Annotated in this window: 24 protein-coding genes; 18 read left to right on the top strand and 6 right to left on the bottom strand. The window is 37.2% G+C overall.

Going from position 1 to position 25,876, the window contains the following annotated elements; translation table 11 throughout:
- Positions 1 to 255: 255 nt before the first annotated feature.
- Positions 256 to 399 (bottom strand): VOC family protein, encoded by a 144-nt coding sequence (locus SPK86_RS15185; RefSeq protein WP_443089792.1) that lies wholly within the window; start codon positions 397 to 399, stop codon positions 256 to 258.
- Positions 400 to 636: 237 nt separating this feature from the next.
- On the opposite strand from SPK86_RS15185, the gene SPK86_RS14495 reads away from it, so the two are divergent.
- The 3 genes from SPK86_RS14495 to SPK86_RS14485 all read left to right on the top strand — a co-directional run bounded on the left by SPK86_RS14495 (position 637) and on the right by SPK86_RS14485 (position 2,151).
- A complete protein-coding gene (locus SPK86_RS14495) occupies positions 637 to 1,407 on the top strand; it encodes a class I SAM-dependent methyltransferase (protein WP_330949694.1) in 771 nt (256 codons plus the stop codon).
- A 235-nt stretch (positions 1,408 to 1,642) separates the two neighbouring features.
- Positions 1,643 to 1,891: a hypothetical protein gene (locus SPK86_RS14490; RefSeq protein WP_330949693.1), complete on the top strand. Its 249-nt coding sequence runs from the start codon at positions 1,643 to 1,645 to the stop codon at positions 1,889 to 1,891.
- Positions 1,892 to 1,932: 41 nt separating this feature from the next.
- Positions 1,933 to 2,151 (top strand): hypothetical protein, encoded by a 219-nt coding sequence (locus SPK86_RS14485; RefSeq protein ID WP_330949692.1) that lies wholly within the window; start codon positions 1,933 to 1,935, stop codon positions 2,149 to 2,151.
- A 197-nt stretch (positions 2,152 to 2,348) separates the two neighbouring features.
- Here the strand turns inward: SPK86_RS14485 and mreBH are convergent, their stop codons facing one another.
- Positions 2,349 to 3,356 (bottom strand): rod-share determining protein MreBH, encoded by a 1,008-nt coding sequence (mreBH, locus tag SPK86_RS14480; protein WP_330949691.1) that lies wholly within the window; start codon positions 3,354 to 3,356, stop codon positions 2,349 to 2,351.
- A 554-nt stretch (positions 3,357 to 3,910) separates the two neighbouring features.
- Here mreBH and SPK86_RS14475 point away from each other — a divergent pair.
- From SPK86_RS14475 to SPK86_RS14460, 4 genes are all read left to right on the top strand, one after another.
- The gene (locus SPK86_RS14475) at positions 3,911 to 4,813 is read left to right on the top strand and encodes a CAP domain-containing protein (RefSeq protein ID WP_330949690.1); all 903 of its coding nucleotides are present in this window, start codon (positions 3,911 to 3,913) and stop codon (positions 4,811 to 4,813) included.
- Between the two features lie 217 nt (positions 4,814 to 5,030).
- Positions 5,031 to 5,798: a lysophospholipid acyltransferase family protein gene (locus SPK86_RS14470; RefSeq protein ID WP_330949689.1), complete on the top strand. Its 768-nt coding sequence runs from the start codon at positions 5,031 to 5,033 to the stop codon at positions 5,796 to 5,798.
- Positions 5,799 to 6,029: 231 nt separating this feature from the next.
- Entirely contained in the window at positions 6,030 to 7,025 is a 996-nt protein-coding gene (locus tag SPK86_RS14465; protein ID WP_284141543.1) for a glutaminase, read from the top strand.
- Positions 7,026 to 7,061: 36 nt separating this feature from the next.
- Positions 7,062 to 7,727: an SOS response-associated peptidase gene (locus SPK86_RS14460; RefSeq protein ID WP_330949688.1), complete on the top strand. Its 666-nt coding sequence runs from the start codon at positions 7,062 to 7,064 to the stop codon at positions 7,725 to 7,727.
- Between the two features lie 178 nt (positions 7,728 to 7,905).
- Here SPK86_RS14460 and SPK86_RS14455 read toward each other — a convergent pair whose 3' ends face one another.
- Positions 7,906 to 9,267, bottom strand: coding sequence for an alanine/glycine:cation symporter family protein (locus SPK86_RS14455; RefSeq protein WP_443089791.1), 1,362 nt, complete (start codon positions 9,265 to 9,267; stop codon positions 7,906 to 7,908).
- 207 nt (positions 9,268 to 9,474) lie between these two features.
- Here SPK86_RS14455 and SPK86_RS14450 point away from each other — a divergent pair, with 207 nt between their 5' ends.
- The 3 genes from SPK86_RS14450 to SPK86_RS14440 all read left to right on the top strand — a co-directional run bounded on the left by SPK86_RS14450 (position 9,475) and on the right by SPK86_RS14440 (position 11,222).
- Positions 9,475 to 9,945 (top strand): low molecular weight protein-tyrosine-phosphatase, encoded by a 471-nt coding sequence (locus tag SPK86_RS14450; RefSeq protein ID WP_284141545.1) that lies wholly within the window; start codon positions 9,475 to 9,477, stop codon positions 9,943 to 9,945.
- Between the two features lie 64 nt (positions 9,946 to 10,009).
- Positions 10,010 to 10,303, top strand: coding sequence for a YtxH domain-containing protein (locus SPK86_RS14445; RefSeq protein WP_330949687.1), 294 nt, complete (start codon positions 10,010 to 10,012; stop codon positions 10,301 to 10,303).
- A 94-nt stretch (positions 10,304 to 10,397) separates the two neighbouring features.
- Positions 10,398 to 11,222 (top strand): YihY/virulence factor BrkB family protein, encoded by an 825-nt coding sequence (locus SPK86_RS14440; protein WP_284141547.1) that lies wholly within the window; start codon positions 10,398 to 10,400, stop codon positions 11,220 to 11,222.
- Between the two features lie 322 nt (positions 11,223 to 11,544).
- On the opposite strand, the gene SPK86_RS14435 is transcribed toward SPK86_RS14440, so the two are convergent.
- Positions 11,545 to 13,479, bottom strand: coding sequence for a heavy metal translocating P-type ATPase (locus tag SPK86_RS14435; RefSeq protein WP_443089790.1), 1,935 nt, complete (start codon positions 13,477 to 13,479; stop codon positions 11,545 to 11,547).
- Between the two features lie 309 nt (positions 13,480 to 13,788).
- Between SPK86_RS14435 and SPK86_RS14430 the strand changes: the two genes are divergently transcribed.
- On the top strand, positions 13,789 to 14,649 hold the full coding sequence (locus SPK86_RS14430; RefSeq protein WP_330949686.1) for a transporter substrate-binding domain-containing protein: 861 nt from the start codon (positions 13,789 to 13,791) through the stop codon (positions 14,647 to 14,649).
- A gap of 14 nt (positions 14,650 to 14,663) precedes the next feature.
- The gene (locus SPK86_RS14425) at positions 14,664 to 15,350 is read left to right on the top strand and encodes an amino acid ABC transporter permease (RefSeq protein ID WP_284141549.1); all 687 of its coding nucleotides are present in this window, start codon (positions 14,664 to 14,666) and stop codon (positions 15,348 to 15,350) included.
- Between the two features lie 78 nt (positions 15,351 to 15,428).
- Here the strand turns inward: SPK86_RS14425 and SPK86_RS14420 are convergent, their stop codons facing one another.
- Together SPK86_RS14420 and SPK86_RS14415 are read right to left on the bottom strand one after the other, a co-directional pair.
- A complete protein-coding gene (locus SPK86_RS14420) occupies positions 15,429 to 16,058 on the bottom strand; it encodes a DUF3267 domain-containing protein (RefSeq protein ID WP_284141550.1) in 630 nt (209 codons plus the stop codon).
- Between the two features lie 51 nt (positions 16,059 to 16,109).
- Positions 16,110 to 17,285, bottom strand: coding sequence for an MFS transporter (locus SPK86_RS14415; protein WP_330949685.1), 1,176 nt, complete (start codon positions 17,283 to 17,285; stop codon positions 16,110 to 16,112).
- Positions 17,286 to 17,436: 151 nt separating this feature from the next.
- On the opposite strand from SPK86_RS14415, the gene SPK86_RS14410 reads away from it, so the two are divergent.
- The 6 genes from SPK86_RS14410 (at position 17,437) to SPK86_RS14385 (ending at position 25,706) form a co-directional block, all read left to right on the top strand.
- Positions 17,437 to 17,829 (top strand): OsmC family protein, encoded by a 393-nt coding sequence (locus SPK86_RS14410; protein ID WP_284141552.1) that lies wholly within the window; start codon positions 17,437 to 17,439, stop codon positions 17,827 to 17,829.
- A gap of 126 nt (positions 17,830 to 17,955) precedes the next feature.
- Positions 17,956 to 18,750, top strand: a complete 795-nt coding sequence (locus SPK86_RS14405) for a YfkD famly protein (RefSeq protein ID WP_284141553.1) — start codon at positions 17,956 to 17,958, stop codon at positions 18,748 to 18,750.
- A gap of 473 nt (positions 18,751 to 19,223) precedes the next feature.
- On the top strand, positions 19,224 to 20,534 hold the full coding sequence (locus SPK86_RS14400) for a Na+/H+ antiporter family protein (RefSeq protein ID WP_284141554.1): 1,311 nt from the start codon (positions 19,224 to 19,226) through the stop codon (positions 20,532 to 20,534).
- 74 nt (positions 20,535 to 20,608) lie between these two features.
- The gene (gene pdaA / locus SPK86_RS14395; RefSeq protein ID WP_330949684.1) at positions 20,609 to 21,394 is read left to right on the top strand and encodes a delta-lactam-biosynthetic de-N-acetylase; all 786 of its coding nucleotides are present in this window, start codon (positions 20,609 to 20,611) and stop codon (positions 21,392 to 21,394) included.
- Positions 21,395 to 21,536: 142 nt separating this feature from the next.
- Positions 21,537 to 23,120, top strand: a complete 1,584-nt coding sequence (mbcS, locus tag SPK86_RS14390; RefSeq protein WP_330949683.1) for an acyl-CoA synthetase MbcS — start codon at positions 21,537 to 21,539, stop codon at positions 23,118 to 23,120.
- Between the two features lie 438 nt (positions 23,121 to 23,558).
- The gene (locus SPK86_RS14385) at positions 23,559 to 25,706 is read left to right on the top strand and encodes an ATP-dependent Clp protease ATP-binding subunit (RefSeq protein ID WP_284141557.1); all 2,148 of its coding nucleotides are present in this window, start codon (positions 23,559 to 23,561) and stop codon (positions 25,704 to 25,706) included.
- Positions 25,707 to 25,876: the final 170 nt, after the last annotated feature.

Raw genomic sequence — 25,876 nt, 5'->3', positions numbered from 1 at the left:
AAATTGAATGCAGTGAGCTGCATGGCAAGTTGAACTGGCTGTTTATCTGTTGGAACACAGCTTGAAGGCAAGTGTGAACAGACTCGGCAGATGCTCGTATAGTATGAATGATAAGTAACAAATGATTTGATCATGGAGGTAGACGCTGCGAACGCCTTCACATGATTCTACCGTTTAGTGTAATGTATTCTGAATAATTTGTAAATGTTTCTGAGAAAATTGAAATGTTTACGTCGTTTCAAATTGTAGGTATTCTTAAATATTCCCAAAGGGATCTCGGAAACTAATATATTTTCCTAGAGGACAATTTGTTGGTTCTCCTATAATAAAATTGACTTCTTTCTCCTTTAAGCGTTTGACGGTTTCATAAATATCTGCAGTTCGCAAACCTAATACCACGCCTGTAGTTTTATTATCTTAATTATAGGCTGCATTAATGTTCTCTTCTAAGCGACCATGGAAAGAGCATTCCTAGGCTGTTTGCGTTCAATGAAATAAGAAATAAGCTAAGTATGAATGTTCTATTTGATTTAAAATAGTCATTTTGAAACCGTCGTAACTAAAGAAGACCTAGAAAATTATGATAAAATAGGGGATAATTAGAGTATTAAAATAATATATTTTAAGGAGAAGAAGATGGTACTAGATAATTCTGAAGAATATAACGACCCTATATTATATGATCAAGAAAATGAATCGTACAATGAAGATATTCCATTTCTATTAAAGTGGGCATCGAAGCAACAAGGTACTATAATTGATTTGGCTTGTGGAACAGGTAGAGCAACAATTCCGTTAGCGAATAAAGGATATAAACTTATTGGGGTAGACATACATAGTGGTATGCTAGATCAAGCCAAAAAGAAATCATCTAAGAATAATCTTCCAATAGAATGGGTAGAACAGGATTGCACCCAACTTAATTTGAATCTTAAGAGTAGTTTGATATATACAACTGGAAACTCATTTCAACATTTCCTAACAAATGAGAGTCAAGATGGTCTATTGTCTTCTGTAAACAGACATTTAGAAGTTGGTGGGAAATTCATTTTTGGCACAAGGTTTCCAAGTGTAGAAGAGTTATTACAACCCAGTTCGGAGGAATATTGGAGAACTTATTTTGATAGTGAAACTTTAAATGAAGTTGATGTATATACTATTAGTGACTATGATAGCTTAAACCAAGTTCAGAACTACGAGACTATTAGGAAATACAAAAACAATGATGGCGAAATTGTAAATGAAAGAAGGACAAACATAAGTCTTAGATACGTATTTCCAAAAGAAATGGAACGAATTTTATTAGCAAATGGATTTAAGATATTGAATGTTTATAAAGATTGGAATGAAACACCTATAACGAATGATAGTTATGAAATGATATATGTATGTGAAAAAATAAAGTAGTTCTGTACGCTCTTTACATTTCAAATAATGCACTTTTATTCTATTTAAATATTGCCTTTTACTCTATTAAAAATAATAATATCAAAACGATTGTTGTGTATTTGTAAATGAACCCTGCTAATCCAACACCAGTTTTTGGAACAGTTGTGTATGCTTCAGATGTAACTCCGAAAAAAATGTTATAGGACAATGGAACACTGACTTATAAGAGCTCATCCGAGGAAAGGATGTTTTTATGCAAAAGTGGTTTGTTTTACTGTGTAGTTCCATCATTCTTTTATTGTTGATTAGTGCTTGTGGAAAGAAAGAAGACAATGCTGTAGAATTCGGAAAAGAGTTTATTAAGGGATATTATCATGTTGAGGATTTAAGCCTTGATTTGAACAAAATGAACACAGCACAACTCCTTGATAAACAGAATAAATTTTCAACTTATTTTACAGAAAAGGAATTTGAAGACCTAGCAAACAAAAGATTTTTTTAATACCAGAAGAGGTAGCAATTAAAAAAAATAATACAATTTCTGTGCAAAACATTAAATTTGAAAAAAATGAACAAGACCAAGCAAAAAGTGAATCGTTCGATTTTAATCATTCTTTTACTTTAATATTTACTGATCCAGAAGGAAATGAGGTAGATAAAGTAGAATTGAAAGGTCAAATGACTATTATTAATAGTGATAATGAATTAAAAATTTATAGCTATTATGATGGTGAGCACCTAAAGGATATGCTTTATAACTAAAGTATCTTTTTAGTTTAAATACCTCTTTACTTGAAAAGTATTACTGCATTATATGTACAAACATATTAATAGTTACTTCATACAAAGAAGGGGCTGGTGAGTTATCGCCAGCCCCAATATTTGGATTAGGACCAATGTTTTTAATATAAGTCTTGATAAAGTTAGTACCCTTCGCTCTTCACGGTTGTATTACCCCGTTATTTCGCTATTTTTTGGAGCTTTGAAATCATTTTAATTGCTCGGCCTGTACCGATGGCAACAGATTCGAGTGGGTTTGGAGCAAGATGCACTGGAACAATGATTTCTCTTGTTAACCATTCTTGCATGCCATGAAGTAATGATCCGCCTCCGGTGAGGACAATTCCACGATCTACAATATCTCCGCTTAGCTCAGGAGGACAATCTTCAAGTGTTGCTCGAATTGCTTCTAGAATTTGCTCTAATGATTCTTTTAATGCAGCATATACCTCTTTGGATGAAATAGTAACTGTTTTAGGTAATCCAGTAACCATGTCACGACCGCGAATCTCCATAGTTTCCTCTAGATGATCTTCATATGCATAGCCAATTTCCATTTTAATATTCTCCGCAGTTCTTTCTCCAATAAGAATATTGTATTTCTTGCGGATATATTGAATGATTTCTTCATCCATACGGTCGCCACCAACTCGTACAGAGTTAGAAGATACGACACCACCAAAGGAGATAATTCCAACTTCTGCAGTTCCGCCACCGATATCAACAATCACATTGGCAATTGGTTCATCTACAGGAAGATCTGCTCCAATTGCAGCAGCAACCGGCTCTTCAATAATATGGACATGCTTTGCTCCATAGCTAGATATTGCATTATGAATCGCGCGGCGCTCTACCGCAGTGCTTCCAGCTGGGGTACATACGACAACTGTTGGTTTTCGCATAGATAGCCCCATTTTTTTGCTCACTTTTTTCAAAAATGCCTTAAGCATTTGTGCTGTTACATCGTAATCAGCTATGACGCCATCTCGTAACGGTCGGATAGGAATGATGTTTTTTGGTGTTTTTCCTACCATTTGTTTTGCTTCTGTACCAACTGCAACAACCTGCTTTGTGTTAACATCGATTGCTACGACAGCTGGTTCATTTAATACGATCCCTTTTGTTTTTGTATATATAAGGATATTTGCTGTACCTAAATCAATTCCGATTTCTGCATTTGATAACATAATATGTTCCTCCAATGATGACAATATTCGCTAACCTTTATGATAAGTGCCACTTTAATTCCTTTTGGCTTTGGGGATATATACCCACAGATAGCCATTTCACTTTATAGTTCTTCTATTATAATTCCTATTTTATGGGGGTAGTTATTCGTTTCTGTTAATTAATAATATTTTTTTATCTTGAAAAAATATCTCCTACCTTAATAGGTGAATATCGATAGAAATTTGGATGCACACTTAAAAAATCAAGTAACATTTTGATTACAAAAAAAGCCTTGCTGTAATATAATAGCTTGTTTTGACAGGGTGTCAATAGCAATTTTGATGCAAGTTTTGCCAGGTGAAAGTCTGATTTCCAATATTCCCGTTTTTAGGTTAAATCGATCCTCAAGTATATCAAGGACTTTTGCGCAATAGAGAGATTCTAATCGTGTATTTACTTTAAATGGAAAATGCTGCTATGAATATTACATAAAACGCATGTTATAGTATTTTTGCAGGCAGGACACAGCTTGTGAGAACTTAAATCAAATCTAAAAGAAGAGGTGTTTTTAATGTTGAAGAAAATAACTGTTGTAACAGCTTTATCAACTGCACTATTATTCGGAGGAACAATCAGTAATTCTGTTGATGCCGCAGCTAAGGATCAAGCACAGAATTTTTCATATAAAACAAAAATCTATTATTCTACAAATGGAAATTGGCAGCAAGTTTCAAATAAGGATATAAACAGCTATCTTTCAAAATACTTTTCATCTAATAATTGGAAAAACATTAAATGGGATTGGAATAACCATTCAAATAAAGGTGAAACAGAAGTAGAAAAGCAAGATCCTCCAAAACAGGAAGCACCAAAGGAACCTGTAAAAGTAGAACAAAATCAGCCATCGAAGGCACCATCTGCAGATAAAAAACCTGTACAGAAGCCAGAAACACCAACTGCAGATAAAAAACCTGTACAAAAGCCAGAAACACCAACTGCAGATAAAAAACCAGTACAAAAGCCAGAAGCACCAGCTAAAGAAAATACAACAACAAACAAACCAGCACAGTCTACACCACAAGGACAAAATTATGCACTAAGTCAGTTTGAGCAACAAGTTGTTGATTTAACAAACCAAGAACGCGCGAAGCAAGGATTAAGTGCATTGAAAGTGGATTGGGAATTAAGTAGAGTAGCACGTGAGAAGTCTCGTGATATGTCAGTTAATGGATACTTTTCTCATAACAGCCCTACGTACGGATCTCCATTCGATATGATGAAGAGCTGGGGAATCAGCTATAATACTGCAGGTGAAAACATTGCCAAAGGACAGCGTACACCTCAAGAGGTTGTTAACGCTTGGATGAATAGTGAAGGTCACCGTGCAAACATTATGAATGGCAAATTCACACACATTGGCGTAGGCTATGTTGAGTCAGGAAATGTTTGGACACAACAATTTATTGGCAAGTAATCGCTACAATAGATGATTATATTAAAGTCCTCAAAAGGATAGGAATACTTCCTTTTGGGGATTTTTCTATGCTCGTATATTTATATTTCCCTAACCGAAAGGGGATATACTGTCGAATTATAGCGAATCATGAAATGAATATTGTGTGAAGTAGGAAAAAAGTCTTGAACCGTTATTATTCTAAGGTATAATTTTAATTATGTTAGGAGGAGACAACGTGTTAAGGACAATGGGAATATATATATATGCAGGACTATTAGTAGTTGCAACTTATTTTAAGCTGCAAAAAGCGAAAAAAAGCTTTCACTCTGAAAATGATCGACAGTCTAATGAGTATTATTTCGAGCAACCGAAAACAGTATCTCGAAAAGTATTAGAGCGAACAGGATCAACTGTAACTGTGAAAGGACAAGAGAATTTACCAGATGGTGCGGTATTATTTGTGGCAAACCACCAAGGGTTGTTTGATATTTTAGCATTGCTTGGCTACCTCGGTAAGCCAGTAGGGTTTATTGCTAAAAAGGAAATTAATAAGCTACCGATTATTCGATCGTGGATGAAGCTAATTTATTGTGTTTTTATTGATCGCAATGATAGAAGACAATCAATGAAGGCGATTAATGAAGGGATCGAATATTTAAAGGATGGTCATTCACTTGTGATTTTTCCAGAAGGGACACGGAGTAGAGGAGGTAAACTGAACCCCTTTAAACCAGGGAGTTTACGTTTAGCTACAAAGGCTCGTGTACCTATCGTACCGATTACAATCAATGGTACGTATCAAATGCTTGAAGAGGATGGGGGGCGTATAAAAGCGTCCGACGTTTCATTGACAATTGGCAAACCAATGTACCCTGAAGCATATAAAGAAATGAAAAGTGCAGAAATAGCTGAGTCCCTACAAAATACAATCGAAAAGACGTTACAAACGGAAAATGCAGAAAAGAATGCAGCGAATATCGAAGAAGCATTAACTGTTCAATAATTAATATTCGAACAAAACGCTTGTTTAGCTTGAGCTATGCAAGCGTTTTTTATCTGAGTAAGTAACGCATTGTTTAAAGCTTTATTAAATAGGTGAATAATTATTAATGAAAGCCGCCTAATCGCTTTAGTTGCTACTTCCTTTCTTATCATTTATATTTTGAAGGAATACGTATCGGTCAAAATAATGATTTTAAAATAAGCCATTTCTATTCAGATTGAGGTGAAGGCATTGGTACAAGGAACAGCGAATTGGAGTACAGAACAAAACGAGAATTGGCTGCAAAGCTATGTTGACGACTGGGTTTCTTTTTATCGAAAGCATACGAAGGAAGGGGAGCTTGCTTCTTATATCCCAGTATTAAAGGAAGCAAATCCTGATTGGCTCGGTATTACAATCCTAGGGAATAATGGAATGAAAATAAGTTCAGGAGATACACATATTCCGTTCACGATCCAAAGTATTTCTAAGGTGCTTAGTTTAATTGTCGCTTGTATGGAGCGAGGCATATCTTATGTACTCGATCGAGTAGATGTGGAACCTACTGGAGAAGCGTTTAACTCCATTATGCATTTGGAAATGAGTCAGGTAAATAAGCCATTTAACCCTTTTATTAATGCAGGCGCGATTACAGTTACCTCTATGTTAAAGGGAAAAACATCAGATATGCGACTTGAGCCTTTGTTTTTGCTTTTAGAAAAAATGCTAGGCTATCGCCCAAAATTAAATGTTGAAGTGTATGAATCCGAGCGAAATACCTCGATGCGTAATCGCGCTATCGGCTATTATTTGTTAGAGATCGGCTTTTTAGAATCGGATATGAATGTCACGCTCGAAACTTATTTTAAGCAATGCTCGATTGAAGTTACCTCAGAAGATCTTGCAAAAATCGGTTTGATTTTAGCGAATGATGGAGAAGATCCAAATACAAAAGAGGAAATCATTCCGCGACAAATTGCCCGGATTGTAAAAGCGTTAATGCTTACATGTGGCATGTATGATGCATCTGGAAAGTTTGCCACATATGTAGGGGTCCCTGCCAAAAGTGGTGTATCTGGTGGAATCATTGCTGTCGCACCACCACGTGTTCGCGAGGAAGAATTACCCTTTATTGAAGGGTGTGGTATTGGTGTGTTTGGTCCAGCATTAGATGATCGTGGCAATAGTGTTGCTGGCATTCGTTTATTACGTCACATTGCATCACAGTGGGATTTAAGTATTTTTTGAGGAATGGTTGCATACACTTTCGAAGGGGGTGGCAGGATGTGTGGTCGCTATACCGTACTTGCAAATGAGACTGCTATTCGAACAGAATATGGATTAGCACATTCTATTGATTCTTTTCAGCCAAGCTATAATATTGCTCCTGGGCAGGATGTTTTGGCGATTATCCATGATGGAAAAGAGCGTAGGGCCGGCTATATACGTTGGGGACTCATTCCATCGTGGGCGAAAGATGAAAAGATTGGATATAAAATGATTAATGCGAGAAGTGAAACCGTACACGAAAAGCCGAGCTTTAAAAATCTGTTAGCACAAAAGCGATGTCTTATTATAGCAGATAGCTTTTATGAGTGGCAAAAGCAGGGTAGTCGTAAGCAGCCTAAAAGAATTCAATTAGCTGATCGGGGACTTTTTGCTTTTGCGGGATTGTGGGATAAATGGCAAACCGATGATAAAGTAGTTTTTACTTGTACGATTCTAACAAAGGATGCCAATCCGTTTATGAAACAAATACATGATCGTATGCCGATAATATTACCGAAGCAAAAAGAGGCTGAATGGATCTCGCCAACAAAGCAGCATCCAGTCCAAGTTAAAGAATTTCTTGCAGAAGTGAATATAGAGGATTTAACGAGCTACGATGTATCAGATTACGTAAACAAGGCAAAAAATAATGATGAAAACTGTATTGCACCAATCGCTTAAGTGATTGATGTTTTGTTGTTAACGAAACGAATGAGCTTGGAAGAATTTTTAATAAGCGAAGAAAGAAATCTTTTTCTCATGTTGAGAAAGAAAAAGGGCGTGATCATCCTTAAATAGGATGACCCGCTCTTTTTAGTTGCTCTTGCCTAGTTATATTTTTGCTCTATAATGCTTTTACTTAAGATGCTTGCTTCGCCTTTTTTGCTTCTAACTTCTCTTCTTTTGCTACCTTTAAGAATTTCTTTGTTTCATAGGCAACTACACCAGATAATCCTAAAAGGCCAATAAGGTTTGGAAATGCCATTAAAGCATTCATAATATCAGAAATGCCAAATACAATATCAAGTTTTTCCATAGCACCGTACATAACTGCTAGTACGAAGACAATTCGATAGTATGGGATAGCTTTATCAGTAAATAAGTATGAAAAGCATTTTTCACCGTAATAGGACCAACCAACAAGAGTAGAGAAGGCGAAAAGCACAATTCCAATTGTAACGATAAATCCTCCAACATCACCTAGATACATACTAAATGCTGCGGCTGTTAAATCTCCGCCTTCTGGACCAGATCCTGCTAATCCTGACATAACAATTGTAATTCCAGTAATTGAACAGACGATAATGGTGTCAATGAACACTTGTGTCATCGAAACAAGTGCTTGTCGTCCGGGATAATCGGTCTTCGCAGCAGCGGCCGCAATTGGGGCCGAACCAAGTCCAGCTTCATTGGAAAATACGCCTCGAGCTACACCATATCGAATAACGGTTCCTAAAATACCGCCTCCAACAGCACTTCCTGTGAATGCATCTGTGAAAATGAGGCTAATAACGCCTGGTAATACATCAAAATTCATTACCATAATAATAAGACCGCCAATAACGTAAAATAAGGCCATAATTGGAACGAAAAACGCAGTTACACGACCAATCCATTTAATGCCTCCAAGGATAACCAATCCGGTTAATGTTGTAAGCAATATACCAGTTACCCAGCCAGGAATTTGAAAGGAACGCTCCATTGCGTCAGACACAGAATTTGATTGCACCATGTTCCCGATTCCAAAGGCTGCAATCGCGCCAAAAAAAGCAAAAAGAATTCCAAGCCATTTTGCTTTTAGACCATGCTCTAAATAATACATCGGTCCGCCCGACATTTCTCCTTTACTATTCGTTACCCGATACTTTACCGCTAATACAGCTTCCGCATATTTTGTTGCCATTCCGAATAAGGCGGATAGCCACATCCAAAACACAGCACCAGGTCCACCAAGTACAACTGCTGTGGCAACACCGACGATATTACCGGTACCAATAGTTGCAGCCATTGCTGTTGTTAAGGCTTGGTAATGACTTATATCTCCTTTTGATTTTTTATCCTGTCTAGTTGGGCTGAACGCCAGGCGGAGTGCGTAAGGTAGTGTTCGAAATTGTAAAAAACCTAGTCTTAAAGTTAAATATAGTCCGGTCCCGACAATTAGCACTAAAGTGATCGGTCCCCAGACGAAACCACTAATTTCATTTATTAACTCTTTCAACATGCTTCCCCCTTTGTTTGATTATATAATATATATTAAATATTTCGAATATTAGCTTGGATGTCAAGCGTTTTTTATATTAATTCGGAAAAAATGCTAAATTTTAGTCGCTTTATAAAGTATATTACAAAAAATGCGTATACTATTATTTTCTTAATCAAGAAGAATTCGTTATAATACAAGTAAAAGTAGAATAGGTGGGGAAACAGAATGATCCGTGTGCTCTTTGTTTGCTTAGGGAACATTTGTCGATCTCCAATGGCTGAAGCAGTATTTCGGCAAATGGTTAAGGAAGAAAAGCTAGAAACCGAAATAGAGGTAGATTCCAGTGGTACAGGTGATTGGCATGTTGGCGAACCACCACATCATGGAACGAGGGACTTGCTAGCGCAAAAACAAATTCCTTATGATGGTTTACGGGCAAGACAGGTTACCGTACACGATTGGGAGAAATTTGATTATATTATTGCGATGGATGATCAAAATATAAAGGATTTAAGGAAGCTAAAAGCGGGTAATGATAATATCGTGGTAGCGAAATTAATGGATTATGTTCAAAATGCGGGTGAATCAAATGTGCCTGATCCATATTTTACAGGGGATTTTGATTATACATATAAATTAGTAAAAGCAGGCTGTGCCAATCTTTTAACCTATATTAAAGTGGTAAATGGACTTTAGCTTGAAACGAGCAAAGCCACTTGTACGAATGAAAAAGATCATGCAAATAAAGGAGAGATGATTCATGGGAAAACGTAAATTAATTACAGGGATTGTTGTTGGGGCAGTAGTAGGAGGGATAACGGCTTTATTTGACGGAGATACGCGAAGCTATACAAAACAAAGAATTTCACGCTGCAAAGATATGTCTTCTCACGTTGTTCGTAATCCAGCCGACGCAGTTAATAATGTGAAACAATCGGTGGACAAATTTTATGAAACATTCTCTTATCAGGCAGAAAATGCTGTAAATGCATTAGAGCAAGTAGAGCAGACGCTTGGAACGGTTTCGGACAAGCTATCATCAAAACGAAAGTAAATGTCTTGTTCATTAGAAGTTATAACATTTTTTAAATATAATCGGAATCTTTCCGCTATGCTAGAACATACTATGCAATTAGGGGAGTGATAGTATGGAAAAGGTCATGCGGTTTGGTAAGCTGTTAATAAGGCGAATAATGGTAGACGATGTTTTTGGACTTTCGGCACAGCTTGCCTACTTTTTTTTATTATCCTTATTCCCTTTATTATTATTTATCCTGACCTTGGTTGGCTATTTACCAATTGATGAAAATGCTTTAATGGACATGCTTGCAACCTTTGCACCGGAAGAAACCATGAATTTAATCAATTCAAATATTAGCTTTTTATTGAATCAGAAAAATAGCGGCCTATTATCGATTGGGATTATTGGAACCCTTTGGTCTGCATCTAATGGTGTTAATGCAATTATGCGGGCATTTAATCGAGCGTATGAAGTAGAAGAGGATCGCTCCTTTCTTGTATCGAGACTCATTGCTATCGTACTAACCATTGCGATGATCGCCATCATTGTGATTGCAATATTACTTCCTGTATTAGGAAGAATGCTTGGGGTTTATGTTTTTTCTTTTTTTGGATTGTCTAGTGACTTCCTTCATGTTTGGGAGACATTGCGTTGGGTCATTTCTTCTGTCGTGTTCTTTATCGTATTTCTTTCCCTGTATCGACTAGCTCCTAATAAGAAAATTCATATAGGAGATGCCTTTTGGGGCGCTTTATTTGCCACGTTTAGCTGGCAGCTTGCTTCACTTGTGTTTTCTTACTACGTAAATACGATCGGAAATTATTCAGCTACATATGGTAGCTTAGGTGCCGTTATTATTTTGATGGTTTGGTTTTATCTTTCTGCTTTAATTATTATTATCGGCGGCATCATAAACGCGATTCTACAAAATAAATACTTTAGGGTAAAATAATAGAGTTAGAAGAAGGTGGTGTGATCTGCGTTTCAGGCGATACACTTCGCTTTTTGTGGGCAACTCCTCAACCTTTAAAGAACATAACTGAAGGGCCCTTAATCGGGTCTTTGTCATTGCTTCATAATAGCTCGCATGTCTATCGCTGAAATATTAGTTGGACGGTTGATGCTAAATAAACAGGCTAGGTTCTCACAAAAAAATTATAAGAAGCACTCCTTCAATCTTTTTGGCTAGTTTGGACTAACTACCATTGTAAAACATTTGGGGAGTGCTTCTTTTGTAAAACCTCGTTTTTATCAAGTTCACTCATATAACACGCTTACTTTAAGAGTCGTAAACCATTAAGAATAACAAGAATTGTACTTCCTTCATGGCCAATAACTCCACCAGGTAAATCAATAATTTGGAAGAAGTTAGATGTAATTAAAAAGGCAATGACTGCTAATGAAAAGAAGATATTTTGCTTTATAATGCGATTCATACGACTGGATAGCTTCATCGTATTGGTAATTCTACTTAAATCATTCTTCATTAAAACGACGTCCGCGGTTTCTAGTGCCACATCTGTTCCTTCTCCCATTGCGATGCCTAAATTAGCAGTAGCAAGGGCAGGTGCATCATTAATTCCGTCTCCTACCATGGCAACATTTTTAAAGGTGTTTTTAAGCTGTTTTACATGGTTCACCTTTTCTTCTGGGAGGCAATTTGCAATATAATCATCTAGCCCAGCTTCCTCTGCAATCGCTTTGGCGGTTAGTTCGTTATCTCCTGTTAGCATGACAGTATGCACGCCTTGTTGTTTTAACGCTTTAATTGCTTTTTTGGCAACCTCTCTAATGGTATCTTTCAAGGCGAAGACAGCAACAATTTCTTCATTCGTTTTCGCACATACAATCGTTTTTCCTTCTTGGGCGAGTCTTTGAATTATTCCATCTTGGAACTTTTCAGCTAAGTCGGCTCCAACAAAGTCAGCCTTGCCAATTTCCCATTTTTGCTCATTAATTGTAGCAACAACGCCATTACCACTCACTGTTTTCATTGTATCTATTATTATCGGGTAACGTTCTAATTGCGCTTTTCCGAACGATGTAATCGCTTGGGCGAGCGGATGAGTCGATTCCTTTTCGATTGCAGCCACAGCGGCAATTACTTCCTCTTGATCAATTCCTTCTTTAAAGAAAGTATCAGTTACAATTGGCGTTCCATTTGTTAATGTTCCTGTTTTATCAAAGGCAATTGCTTTTACATGGCTTAGATTCTCTAAATGAACGCCACCTTTAAATAAAACCCCGTTTTTGGCACTGTTAGAAATGGCTGACAAAGTCGCAGGCATAATGGAAGCGACAAGTGCACAAGGAGAAGCAACAACTAATAAAATCATTGCACGATAAATGCTTTCCTCTACTGTCCAGCCAAACGCAATCGTAGGAATAAACATCATCACGACAACAACAACGAGTACAGCCTTTACATACACACCTTCAAATTTCTCAATGAATAATTGAGAAGGAGGCTTTTCCTCTTGGGCAGACTGAACCATTTGAATTATTTTTTGGAAAAGTGTTTCACTAGCTGGTTTTGATATTTCAATAGTGATTGTTCCATCAAGCGCTACGGTTCCGGCATATACATCTTGTGTATTTGCTTTTGATACGGGAATTGATTCACCTGTAATAGCACTTTCATCAATGGAAGTCGCTCCTTTTACAATCACGCCGTCAGCAGGAATACGTTCTCCAGCTCGAACGAGGATTTTGTCCCCGACTACGAGTTCTGAGACAGAAACGAGTTGTTCTTTCCCGTTTCGAATTAGCATTGCTTCTTCAGGCTGAAGATTCATTAATGCGGAAATTTCCTTATTACTTTTATTCATTGTGTACGTTTCTAATGCACCTGAAAGTGCAAAGATGAAAATAAGAATCGCACCCTCTGTCCAGTATCCGATAATAGCGGAGCCAATAGCAGCGAAAATCATTAGCATTTCTACATTTAATTCTTTATTTGCTATTGTTTCCGTTATCCCTTCCTTTGCCTTTGCAAACCCACCGATAGCAAATGCCATGAGGTGAAGGGTAACCCAAACCGAATGGGATAGCTGATCCGTTAGTAACCAGGTGATTAATATAATTACTCCACTTGTTAAGGCAGCAATTAATTCAATATGTGGTTTTATTTTTTCAAAAATAGAAGCAACACTCTTTTCTTTTGAATCGGGTGCTTTTTGTTTAGCTAATGCCTCTGTATTCATGCTCATTTTCAATTCCTCCAACCTAATTGAGAATAATAATCATTTACATTTCGTTATTAAATCAACACTTTAAGTAGTTTCTACTATAATCATATTGTTTATAATTTATAATTATTATAATCTAATATATATTATATATTATCACATGGGTACATAATGTCAAGTTGAAATTCCGAAAAAGAATCTGTGTTTAATAAATTGAGTAATACAGCTATCATTTTTTGGTGGAACAGAAGGATAAAATTTTGAAAAATTAGTCATTAACTGTTACAATCTATTTTGTGATTCATATATAACAACAAAGGGGTGTTCGAGATGAAACGAGCAATGTTCTTGATTATAATGGCTTTTAGTATGCTACTAATCACTGCTTGTGGTACATCGTCAGCAGGAAAAGAAGAAAAAACAGGGGAAACAGAAGATAAAATTTGGGAGAACATCAAGGCAAAAGGAGAGATTGTTGCTGCTACGCCAGGAACACTTTATCCTGCATCTTATTACCCAGAAGATAATGATGAACTTACTGGTTATAATGTTGAGGTGTTTCGTGAAATTGCAAAAAGACTTGGAGTGGATATTAAGTTTGAGACAATGGCATTTGATGGAATGCTTGCCGCACTTCATACAGGGAAAGTAGATATTATTCAAATTGGCCCGCGCGAGGAAAGCAAAAAGAAATTTGCATTTAGTGAACCAGTTAAGTACTCGTATTCTACAATGATTGTGCGAAAAGGAGATCATTCAGGAATCGAAAAGCTAGAAGATTTAAAAGGCAAAAAGGCTGGTGGAGCAGCAACGACTGTATATAGTGAAATTGCTCGTAAATTTGGTGCCGAGGTTATAGCATATGGGAATGTAACAAATGATGCTTATTTGCGGGATGTACATAATGAAAGAACAGATGTCATTATTAATGATTATTATTTGCAAAGTCTTGCGATCGGATCCTTTCCTGACTTTAATATTGAAATTCATCCAGATCTCAAGTTTCATCCAACAACGAACAATGTTGCAATGAAGAAAGAGGCTACTGTCTTATTAGAAAAAGTAAATACGGTAATTAATGAAATGAAACAGGATGGTACACTTACGGAGTTATCCGAGGAATTTTTCGGAGGGAAGGATGTATCGAAAAAGCCGGAAGCTTCTATTATTGAAGTCGAAGGTATTGAATAGAATGGTGATGGATCATGTGGGAGATTGATCAAGTACAGTTAACGTATTTATTTGATTTTAAAGTGGCTTGGGAGAATTTACCGTTTTTGCTGGAAGGTGTTCCATTAACACTAGGAATCTCTTTTGCAGGTATGGGAATAGGCCTTATTCTCGGATTGTTTTTAGCACTAGCCAGAGGTGCATCGAATCTTTTGTTTCGTTGGCCTGCACGGATCTATATTTCGTTTATGAGAGGTACACCCTTAATTGTGTTTTTGTTTCTTTTATATTATGGGTTACCTGTAATCGGAATAGAGATGTCAGCTATCGTTGCTGCTTCACTTGGATTTGGCTTAAATAGTGCTGCGTTTATCGCCGAAATCAATCGTGCTTCTTTAAATAGTGTTGACAAAGGTCAATGGGAAGCAGCAAAGGCGCTTAATATGGGGAAATGGTATACGTTAAGAAGAATCGTATTGCCACAAGCTACTCGAATTGCGATTCCTCCACTTACAAATGTATTTATGAGTGTTGTTAAAGGAACCTCTTTAGCTGCAATTATTACCGTTCCCGAATTGTTTCAGAAGTCCCAAATTGTCGCAGGTAGGACATTAGACTCGATGACGATGTATATTATGGTTGCTTTCATCTATTGGCCGATATGTATTATTATTTCAATGGTTCAGGATCGATTGGAAGCACGATATAGTCGGTTTTTATAGATTTAAAATAAAACAGCAATCAATGGGGGAGAAGAACTCTCATGGATTGCTGTTTCACGTTTTATTGAGATATTATTTCTACTGTTGATGGTTAATCTCCTCTTTCCAATAGGTCTTGCTTCCATTACTAATCAATTTTGCTCCTTTTGGTACCTGCACGAATAAAAGAATAAGATTAAGTATATCGACTGAAGAAGCCATCGCATTAACTAATATTATGATTTTAAAAGCAGGTGTTAAGATTCCTAACAGACTAAATAGGATTGGTAGGAAAATTGAAATTATAACAAAAGGAGATATTGTAATTAATAGATATCTTGACCTTGACATCACTTCTTCTGTTAGAACGTAGCCACCAAATAAAGTAAACCCAATAAATGTTTTTTTAGATTCAATAAAATTAGGGATAAACACTAAATGAAGAAGTTCGTGTATAACGATAAGTAAAAACAGCGAAACAATCCCAACTAAATTGATTGATATGGATAGCGAATCTGAAGTTGGATCAATACCAAACTCCTTCAATGAAATAGACGAGAAAATCTCGATCACACCAACAGTAATGAATGCATTGAAAATCATTAATGGAATGGATAAGAGAATAGCTCTTCCTACACTTTTAGGCTCTTTTAATGGATTCCAACCATTCTCAAGTAGCTTTATATGTTTTTTATTATCCACCTTTGGTATTCCGATTTTTATTTTCATTCAATCACCTCTCGACTTTGTGATTTTACTCCATCCATTTTTATGTTTATATCAATTAATTGCTAATTCGCTTGTTGTAGGCTCTCGTTTAACGAAAATGACTCCGAGAAGGATCACTAACATGATAACGATAATATAGAAGAAGGACAGGCCTGGAAACCATTCAATGATGATTCCACTTATATAAGGACCTAAAATACTTCCAAGACTAAAGAAAATACCACATAAAAGATTCCCAGCAGGAAGCAGTGCCTTTGGAAGAATATCAGTCATATAGGATATTCCTAAGGAGAACAAAGAGCCTACGAGCATTCCAGATAGCGCAAACGTAATAAATAATACCGGAATGGAATGTTCATATAATGCTGCGACGATAAAGCAAATGATTCCTCCACTAATTACGCCTAATAAAACCTTTCGTCTGCCAAGGCGATCACTTAAAATGCCTAATGGTAATTGTAAGATGATGCTACCAAGCGCAAAAAAAGGAATAATGAAAGCGATGATTTCAAAATCGTGACCGATACGCAGACCATATATCGGAAAAATGCCGTGCAAGGTAGCTTCTAGGAAACCATAGCCAAAGGCAGGTAGTAGCGCTACCCAAGCGATTTTCAATGTGGAAGAAAACCGGTTCCAAGAAGATAAAGAGCTGGTTGCTGCATCCATATCTTGATCTGGCCACTTATTTCGAACGAGAAACATGAAGGACCAAACAAACAGACTAATAAATCCTGAAACGATAAAAGGTAGGGACTCATTAATGGAAAGCAATCTTGTCATTAATGGTCCAAGGGTAAAGCCTAATGCGAAAAACAACCCATAGAGGGAGATGTATTTCCCGCGCTTTTCTTTGCTAGCTGTAGTAGTGACCCATGTCTGTGTTCCGAAATGAAGCATATGGTCGCCAATCCCAATCGTTAAACGTAAAATAAACCAAAACCATAATGATTTCCACAATGGAAATAAGAATAGAGAAAGGAAGACAAGCAAACCGCCGACAAGAATGATTGGCTTAAATCCATATTTTTGCAATGGCTTTTCCATAAATGGCGAAGCAAGCAAGACGCCTATGTATAGTCCGGTTGCATGTAATCCGTTAACTGATGAAGAAACACCACTTTGTTCAAGGATAATTGCAATGAGCGGTAGTAGCATTCCTTGTGAGAATCCTGAAATCGTCACAAGGCTAATTAAAATCGAAAATCGTAGTCTAGATGATGTCATAATGATGCTCCTAACTAAAAAAAGATACGCTTTAAATGTATGATGTTTTCTAAACGAGGTCAATTGGAAAGTAACTTTTCTTGAAAAACGTTATAATGAAATGGAAAGAGGTTATATAGTAAATAGGATAGACAAAGATGGAGGGATGGTTATGAACTATTATTTAAAGGAAAATGGAGTGCGGATAAAATTAGGATACGGGGAACTAGAAATATCTGGCGATGAGGATTTTGGTTTTCGCCCCTTTCAATTAATGGTATCGTCCATTGTTGGATGTAGTGCATCTGTATTTCGAAAAATATTGGAAAAGCAACGAACGAAAATAGAAGATATGATTGTTAGTGCTGAGGTAGAACGAAACCCTGAAGAAGCCAATCGCATCGAACGGATTGCCTTAACCTTCACTATTAAAGGACACCAGCTTGATCCAGATAAGCTTCACAAAAGCTTAGAGGTTGCTAGAAAGAATTGCTCCATGGTACGCTCCGTCGAAAATAGTATTCAAATCGATGAAAAAATAGAAATCATTGAATTATCTCGTTAACTTCTTTTCACACATACGTAGAAAAAATCGCAGGGAAAATATGCCTTTGCGATTTTTTCTGTTTTTTCTTTGTATAATATTTTTCTGGTCGAAAAAACTAGGATAAAAAGAGAGGAATGGACAGATATGAAAATTAAATGGAACATCCTAGTTATCGCTTTTATTATCACCTGTTTACTTTTACCTCCAACTACGAGCGAAGCGAAAGAAAAGAAGAAAAATGACTTTGATATGCCTAGTCATGTTTTATCGATTTCTAAGGAAAATACGTTTCCCAATGCGAATGAAGATCAGGAAGTAGTAGAGCCGAGCGAATTTACGAAGAGCATGATTGATGAGCTAAAGGTGCCAATCGAAAATCCAGATCTGATTAAATTGCTCAATGAAACATCGATAAAGCCTTCCCCCATTTCATTTGGATATCGAGGAAGTGTCTTTTTAGGTAGATGGCCGCTTCATTATAAATCTACAGAAACCACGGTAAATTGGGAATACCAGAAGATTAATTTGAACGAGCTAAACAATATTGGTGGCGATACTGTTCAAAAGCTAAACTATGTGCAGCAAAGCCAGTCGGAAATAAAAGGCGCGTTAACGAATAAAATTTCCAAGCCAAGCGATGTAAAACGAATGATGCTGTTGAAGGCGAAGGAAAAGACAAAATTACCACTCTCGTATCGTACCATCATTGGAAAAAATACAAAAAAGGAAAACGCCTATAATGTTCCCGTTCAAAAGTATGGACAATTAACGGCCTACGCTCCTGCTTTGAGTGAGAAGGGAGAAGTAACCTTTGGTGAAGTCTATATTCAACTAAAGGGATCGAAAAAATCATTAGAAATAAAAAATGTAACAAAGCAAGGAATTGGTGCATGGATTCCAATTCATGATCATATCTCCTTTTCATTTCAACTCAAATAGCGGAGCAATCAACAAGCGGGTGTTCACCTTGAAATGTGTGAATACCCGTTTTACGGTTATCGGGCGAGCTGCCAACCAAACTCGAGCGAGAACCACCCAACTCGATCAAGAAAGCGCCTGAAACGATCAAGAAAGGGCCCAATTCGATCAAGAAAGCGCCTAAAACGATCAAGAACCAGTCCAACTCGATCAAGAAAGCGTCTAAAACGATCAACAACCGCCCAACTCGAGCGAGAACTACCCCAACTCGAGCGAGAACTACCCCAATTCGAGCGAGAAACACCCAAACTCGAGCGATAACCGCCCAATTCGATCGAGAACTAGAACCACCCCAACTCAATCAAGAGAAATTCATTTTTCCACATTAATAGAAATACATATTTAAAAAAAGGGGTTGCAAAAACTACTTTAATACTTTATCATAGTAAAGTATTAAAGTAACGCTATAAATACACATCATAGGGGGAAGAAACATGGAATGGGTAGTTATCGTTTCCGTTTTAGTTATGACAATTCTTAGCTTGCTTCGGGTAAATGTCATCATAGCAATTATTATAGCTGCGTTGATAGCAGGATTAATGTCAGGGTTATCTTTAGTAGAATCCATTGACATGCTTGTTGCAGGTATGGGAGGACAGGCAAATACTGCGCTTAGCTATATATTATTAGGTGCTTTTGCAGTAGCGATAAGCTACACAGGGATTACCTTAATATTAGTAAATTATTTGATTCGCATTTTAACTGGAAAGAAGACAATACTTCTTTTGGCAATCGCTGGTGTTGCTTCTTTATCGCAAAACTTAGTACCGGTTCATATTGCTTTTATACCTATATTAATTCCACCGTTATTAAAGCTTTTTGATGATATGCGCATTGATCGTCGCGGAGTAGCGACAGCATTAACCTTTGGCTTGAAAGCTCCATATATTATGATTCCGGCCGGCTTCGGATTAATATTTCAAGGAATTATTTTGGATTCGATGAAAGAAAACGGTGCTACCATAACAGCTGGTCAGGTATCGTTATCGATGCTCATTCCTGGGGGAGCAATGATTGTTGGCTTATTGATTGCCGTTTTTATTACGTATCGCAAAGGAAGAGAGGCTGTTCCTGAAGCTGGAGGAGCGGAAGAAGCGATACAAGTGGAGAGTACTGGAAAGGTTACCTTTAATCAAAAGCACGCTTTTACATTAGTCGCAATTGTTGCAGCGCTTATTGTTCAAATTTGGACAGGTAATTTAATTGCGGGTGCGCTAACAGGGTTAATTTTAATGTTTGTCATGATTGTTGTACCGTTCAAAAATGGTGATAAAATCGTCGCAGATGGAATTGGGATGATGGGAACCATTGCGTTCGTTATGCTCGTTGCTTCTGGTTTTGGCAATATTTTAAAGGAAACGGGAGCAGTTGCAGCACTTGTAGAAGCATCGTCAGGATTGCTTGGAAATAATAAGGTAGTGATTTCATTTATTTTATTACTTGTTGGCTTATTAGTAACGATCGGAATTGGCTCTTCCTTTGGGACGATTCCTATTGTTGCAGCTTTATTTGTTCCTATTTGTATTGCGGCGGGCTTCTCGCCAATGGCTACCGCGTTGTTAATAGGAACAGCAGGTGCGTTAGGGGATGCGGGATCACCAGCATCTGATAGTACACTTGGACCAACCTCGGGACTGAATGCAGATGGAAAACACCATCATATTTGGGATACATGTGTGCCAACATTTTTGCACTATAATATTCCGTTATTCTTATTTGGTTGGATTGGATCAATTTTTCTATAAAGAAACAAAACCCCTGTATTGAATAATTTTCATACGAAACGGAAAAAGTAAGAAAAAAATACAGGTGGGATGATATGCGGAAAATAATCACTGTTCTTGCACTACTATTTGCAATGATAGGAAACCTCCATGTAATAGAAGCTAGTAGCTATGGCTGGGGTTATAAAAAAAATAATGACAATCAGGTGCCGGAAATCGGAAAATATCAAGCAATGCTTGAAAAATATAACGCCTATTATGCTGATTTATCCGGTAAAAAAAACATCTATTTAACGTTTGATAATGGATATGAGGAAGGATATACGGAAGCGGTATTAGATGTGTTAAAGAAAGAGAAGGTGCCAGCAACTTTCTTTGTTACTGGTCACTATTTGAAAAGTGAACCAGAATTAGTAAAGCGGATGGTAAAGGAAGGTCATATTATCGGCAATCATTCCTATCATCATCCAGATTTTACAATCATTACGAAACAAGCGATTCAAGAGGAATTAGAAACGTTAGAGGCAGCTGTTGCACGGATAACAGAACAAAAGGATTTAAAATATTTACGCCCGCCTCGTGGTCTTTTTAATGAGCAAACATTAAAATGGTCGAATGAATTAGGTTATATTCATGTGTTTTGGTCATTAGCCTTTAAAGATTGGAATGTAAATGATCAAAAAGGCTGGCGGTATGCACATGAGCAAATTATGAATCAAGTACATCCTGGAGCCATCGTTTTATTACATGCGGTATCAGCAGATAATGCAGAAGCGCTATCGCATATTATAAAAGATTTACGAAAGCAGGGGTACCAATTTAAAAGTCTCGATGACCTCGTATTAAAGGAGACGGTACCAAAAGCGTTATATGGTTTATAAAAAAAGTATCATAAAGAAGAAGTAAGAGCGAACGAAAATAAGTTATGTCTCTACTTCTTTTTTTATGCTTAAAGAATTTTTATTTAAAATTTTCCGAACTTTTGTTATACTGAAGAATAAATGCCAAAAGGGGTGAAGGGGAATGAATAAGGAAGATTTAATTGCTCCAGAGTTGTATAACATTGTATCGGAAGTAGAGAAGCATGCATTGAAAACAAATCAAAAAGCATTGATTTGGCAGGATGAGGAAGGTTTGACGAAGGAGATAACTTATGCTGAATTAATGCGAAATGTAAACAAAATTGGAAACGTTTTCTTAGAGTGTGGTTTAAAACAAGGAGACAAAATTCTTATTATGATTCCACGGCTTATTGAAGCTTATGAGGTATATTTAGCGGCTTTAAAGCTAGGCATTGTTATTATCCCCAGCTCAGAAATGTTAAAAACAAAAGATCTCCAATATCGTGTATCCCACGCAGATGTAAAAGCAGTGGTTAGCTATTATCCATATGTAAGCAATTATCAAGCAATAGAAGAATATAATCAGTTAGTAAAGTTCTCGGTCGGTAAGCCAGTAGATGGTTGGCTCTATCTTGATGGTTTACAGGAAGATGCGTCAGAAGACTTAACAGGCGCGAATACGAAAAGGGATGATATTGCTTTTTTACCTTATACATCGGGAACCACGGGCAATCCTAAAGGTGTCGTACATACGCATGGATGGGGGTTCGCACATTTAAAAACTGCTGCTGAAAACTGGCTTTGTATCGAAGAAGGAGATAAGGTGTGGGCAACAGCTGGACCTGGATGGCAAAAATGGATTTGGAGCCCCTTCTTATCAGTACTTGGCTCAGGTGCAACAGGCTTTGTTTATTACGGGAAATTTGACCCGAAGAAGTATTTAAGCTTACTTCAGGATGAGGAAATAAATGTGTTATGCTGTACGCCAACAGAATATCGGCTAATGGCAAAGGTAGACAATCTTGCTGACTATCAATTACCAGCACTTCATAGTGCGGTTTCGGCAGGAGAGCCTTTGAATGTAGAAGTAATTAATTTGTTTCGAACGTATTTTGATGTTACCGTTCGTGATGGTTATGGACAAACAGAGAATACGCTATTGCTTGGAATCATGAAGGATATGGAAGTGAGACCTGGATCAATGGGGAAGCCGACACCAGGAAATGATGTTGACATTATCGATGAATTTGGCGCCCCAGTAGCAACAAACGAAGTAGGAGATATTGCTGTGAAATTAGATAGCCCTGCATTGTTTCGCGAATATTATAAGGATGAGGAACGAACGCATATGTCGCGTCGAGGCGTTTATTATGTAACAGGCGATCAGGCAAAGAAAGATGCGGATGGCTATTTTTGGTTTGAAGGACGGAGCGATGACATTATTATTAGCTCTGGTTATACTATTGGTCCATTCGAGGTGGAGGATGCATTAATCAAACACCCTGCTGTGCAGGAATGTGCAGTGGTAGCAAGTCCAGATGAGATCAGGGGTAATATTGTAAAAGCATTTGTCGTCTTAAGGGAAGGGTATAATGAAAAAAGCGACGCATTTATTCAAGAGCTTCAGCAGCATGTAAAGGAGCTAACGGCGCCGTACAAATACCCTCGTGAGATTGAATTTATTGAGGAGCTACCGAAAACGACATCTGGAAAAATTAGAAGAGTAGAGTTACGACAAAAAGAAAAAGTAAAACGATCACAGTGATATAAACGAGCCGTCAGATATCTGGCGGCTTTTGACTGTCTAAGAAATTATAAAATTGCTTTCGTCGGGAGAACGGTTTATCAATAGTCACGTCTAACTCCAAGCTGCGAGGTGCGCACACGCCAATAATTTTCATCATCTCTCTTGATTCCTATAGCAAGGTTACGCCGCTGCAAACAAATATATATCATAACCTCGTACTAGAAATAATTCTTAAAAAATAAAACAAACCTCTTGAAAGTCAAAATAGGTCAGAGTATAATAAAGTCAGAAGGTCAAAGATGGTCAAATCCTTCAATCCAATTCTACGGATTAACAATAAGATGCAAAATATTTGCTTGCGTTTTATTATCCGTGTTAGATTACATCAATAAGGTCAAATATAGTCAAAGTCAAACAAACTAGATTAAATAATATATACATTAGGAGGAATGAAAGATGAAATGTCAACAATGTGGTGTCAATGAAGCTACTGTTAACATGACCATGCAAATGAACGATGAGAAAATGCAGCTTCATCTTTGTAATGGGTGCTTTAGAGAGGTACAAGGGAAAATGATGAATCCAGGCTCCTTTTTCTCTGATTCCTTCTTTAGTGGCAATGCAAATGATATGTTTGCTAACCATTATGCACAAGGGAATGGTCAAGGAGGAAGTAAAATGGGAACAAGAACTCAGCAACGTGGAAATAATGGCAATGGCTTGCTAGATCAGCTAGGAAAAAACCTTACCCACGCCGCACGTGCTGGATTGATTGATCCTGTTATTGGTCGTGACAACGAAGTAAAACGGGTTATTGAAACATTAAATAGAAGAAATAAAAACAACCCTGTTCTTATTGGTGAGCCAGGTGTAGGAAAAACAGCAATTGCTGAAGGATTAGCTTTAAAGATTGTTGAAGGAAACGTACCTGGAAAATTAGCGAATAAAGAAGTATATTTGCTTGATGTCGCATCACTTGTTGCAAACACAGGTGTTCGTGGTCAATTTGAAGAACGAATGAAGCAATTAATTAAAGAGTTACAAAATCGTAAGGATGTCATCTTGTTCGTGGATGAAATTCACTTATTAGTTGGCGCAGGTACAGCAGAAAGCTCACAAATGGATGCTGGAAACATTTTAAAGCCTGCTTTAGCCCGAGGTGAAATGCAATTAATTGGGGCAACGACATTAAAGGAATACCGTAAAATTGAAAAGGATGCTGCATTAGAGCGTCGCTTCCAACCAATTATTGTAAAAGAACCAACAACAGAAGAAGCAATCCAAATTTTAAATGGAATTAAAGATCGTTACGAAGCCTTTCATGAGGTTCGTTATTCCGAGGAAGCAATCCAAGCTTTTGTTACGTTATCTGCTCGCTATATTCAAGATCGATTTCTTCCAGATAAAGCAATTGATTTAATGGATGAAGTCGGTTCTAGATTGAATTTGGCAAACGCTGAAAAAGACTCGAATTCATTAGAAAAGCGTCTTCAGGAAGTCATTAAGGAAAAAGAAGCGGCAGCTGAAAAAGAAGACTATGAACGAGCGGCGAACCTACGTTATCAGGAAATTCAGTTGCAAAAACAGCTTGAAAAAGCAAAAGGCGAAGAGCAAGTCATTGATGTGGATGTTTCTGATATCCAATTAATTGTTGAAGAAAAAACCGGAATTCCAGTAACGAAGCTTCAAGCAGATGAACAGGAAAAAATGAAACATATTGCAACAAACCTTGGCAAAAAAGTGATTGGACAAGAAAAAGCCGTCGCACAAGTTGCGAAGGCAATCCGTCGCAGTCGTGCTGGTTTAAAGTCAAAAAAACGCCCAATCGGATCTTTTTTATTCGTTGGGCCTACAGGAGTAGGGAAAACAGAGCTAACAAAGGTATTAGCAGAAGAATTATTCGGTTCCCGCGATACACTTATTCGCCTTGATATGAGTGAATATATGGAAAAGCATGCTGTATCAAAAATTATTGGCTCACCTCCAGGATACGTTGGTCATGAGGAAGCAGGTCAGCTAACCGAACGAGTTCGGCGTAATCCGTATGCGATTGTATTGTTGGATGAAATCGAAAAGGCACATCCTGATGTTCAAAACATGTTCTTACAAATTATGGAGGATGGGCATTTAACAGATTCGCACGGTCGTACGGTAAGCTTTAAGGATACGGTAATTATTATGACAAGTAATGCTGGTACAGGTGTGAAACAAATTAATGTAGGCTTTAATAAGGATGCCCATGAATCTGTATCAACATTGGAAAATTTAAGTGCTTATTTTAAGCCTGAATTTCTAAACCGTTTTGACTCGATTATTGAGTTTAATTCTCTTTCTGAAGAGCATTTAGTTCATATTGTCGATTTGATGCTTCATGAGCTTGAAGAAACGATGGAGGAATCAGAAATAGCTATTACAATTACAGATGAAGCAAAGCATGAGCTTGCTCGTCTTGGCTATGATGCACGTTTTGGAGCTAGACCATTACGTCGGGTTATTCAAGATAAGGTAGAGGATCAAATTACAGACCTTCTGCTTGAAAACGGCGAGGTAAAAGCAATCCATATTGACGTGCGAAATGACGAAATTGTCGTTACAAATAAATAAATATCATGAACCCTTTTAATGGGGGCAGATTACTATATCTGTCCCTGTTAAAGGGATTTTTTAATGGGCTAAATAATGCTTTTTCTACTGCTTGGACTTTATTAACATTTCTGCGTGTAAATAATAACGTTCCTTTTTTCATAAACTACAGAAGTAGCTTTTAGACAGAG

It is taken from the genome of Virgibacillus sp. MG-45, from assembly GCF_036409425.1.
Lineage (GTDB): Bacteria > Bacillota > Bacilli > Bacillales > Amphibacillaceae > LDC-1.
Note: the sequence above shows the minus strand (reverse complement) of the source record. Positions and strands in the feature narration are given on the sequence as shown.

Excerpts from the sequence above, each read along its gene's own strand:
- SPK86_RS14495 (WP_330949694.1), top strand. The coding sequence starts at position 637 with ATGGTACTAGATAATTCTGAAGAATATAACGACCCTATATTATATGAT.
- SPK86_RS14490 (WP_330949693.1), top strand. The coding sequence starts at position 1,643 with ATGCAAAAGTGGTTTGTTTTACTGTGTAGTTCCATCATTCTTTTATTG.
- mreBH (WP_330949691.1), bottom strand. The coding sequence starts at position 3,356 with ATGTTATCAAATGCAGAAATCGGAATTGATTTAGGTACAGCAAATATC.
- SPK86_RS14475 (WP_330949690.1), top strand. The coding sequence starts at position 3,911 with ATGTTGAAGAAAATAACTGTTGTAACAGCTTTATCAACTGCACTATTA.
- SPK86_RS14460 (WP_330949688.1), top strand. The coding sequence starts at position 7,062 with ATGTGTGGTCGCTATACCGTACTTGCAAATGAGACTGCTATTCGAACA.
- SPK86_RS14455 (WP_443089791.1), bottom strand. The coding sequence starts at position 9,267 with ATGTTGAAAGAGTTAATAAATGAAATTAGTGGTTTCGTCTGGGGACCG.
- SPK86_RS14450 (WP_284141545.1), top strand. The coding sequence starts at position 9,475 with ATGATCCGTGTGCTCTTTGTTTGCTTAGGGAACATTTGTCGATCTCCA.
- SPK86_RS14445 (WP_330949687.1), top strand. The coding sequence starts at position 10,010 with ATGGGAAAACGTAAATTAATTACAGGGATTGTTGTTGGGGCAGTAGTA.
- SPK86_RS14440 (WP_284141547.1), top strand. The coding sequence starts at position 10,398 with ATGGAAAAGGTCATGCGGTTTGGTAAGCTGTTAATAAGGCGAATAATG.
- SPK86_RS14435 (WP_443089790.1), bottom strand. The coding sequence starts at position 13,479 with ATGAGCATGAATACAGAGGCATTAGCTAAACAAAAAGCACCCGATTCA.
- SPK86_RS14430 (WP_330949686.1), top strand. The coding sequence starts at position 13,789 with ATGAAACGAGCAATGTTCTTGATTATAATGGCTTTTAGTATGCTACTA.
- SPK86_RS14425 (WP_284141549.1), top strand. The coding sequence starts at position 14,664 with ATGTGGGAGATTGATCAAGTACAGTTAACGTATTTATTTGATTTTAAA.
- SPK86_RS14420 (WP_284141550.1), bottom strand. The coding sequence starts at position 16,058 with ATGAAAATAAAAATCGGAATACCAAAGGTGGATAATAAAAAACATATA.
- SPK86_RS14415 (WP_330949685.1), bottom strand. The coding sequence starts at position 17,285 with ATGACATCATCTAGACTACGATTTTCGATTTTAATTAGCCTTGTGACG.
- SPK86_RS14410 (WP_284141552.1), top strand. The coding sequence starts at position 17,437 with ATGAACTATTATTTAAAGGAAAATGGAGTGCGGATAAAATTAGGATAC.
- SPK86_RS14405 (WP_284141553.1), top strand. The coding sequence starts at position 17,956 with ATGAAAATTAAATGGAACATCCTAGTTATCGCTTTTATTATCACCTGT.
- SPK86_RS14400 (WP_284141554.1), top strand. The coding sequence starts at position 19,224 with ATGGAATGGGTAGTTATCGTTTCCGTTTTAGTTATGACAATTCTTAGC.
- pdaA (WP_330949684.1), top strand. The coding sequence starts at position 20,609 with ATGCGGAAAATAATCACTGTTCTTGCACTACTATTTGCAATGATAGGA.
- mbcS (WP_330949683.1), top strand. The coding sequence starts at position 21,537 with ATGAATAAGGAAGATTTAATTGCTCCAGAGTTGTATAACATTGTATCG.
- SPK86_RS14385 (WP_284141557.1), top strand. The coding sequence starts at position 23,559 with ATGAAATGTCAACAATGTGGTGTCAATGAAGCTACTGTTAACATGACC.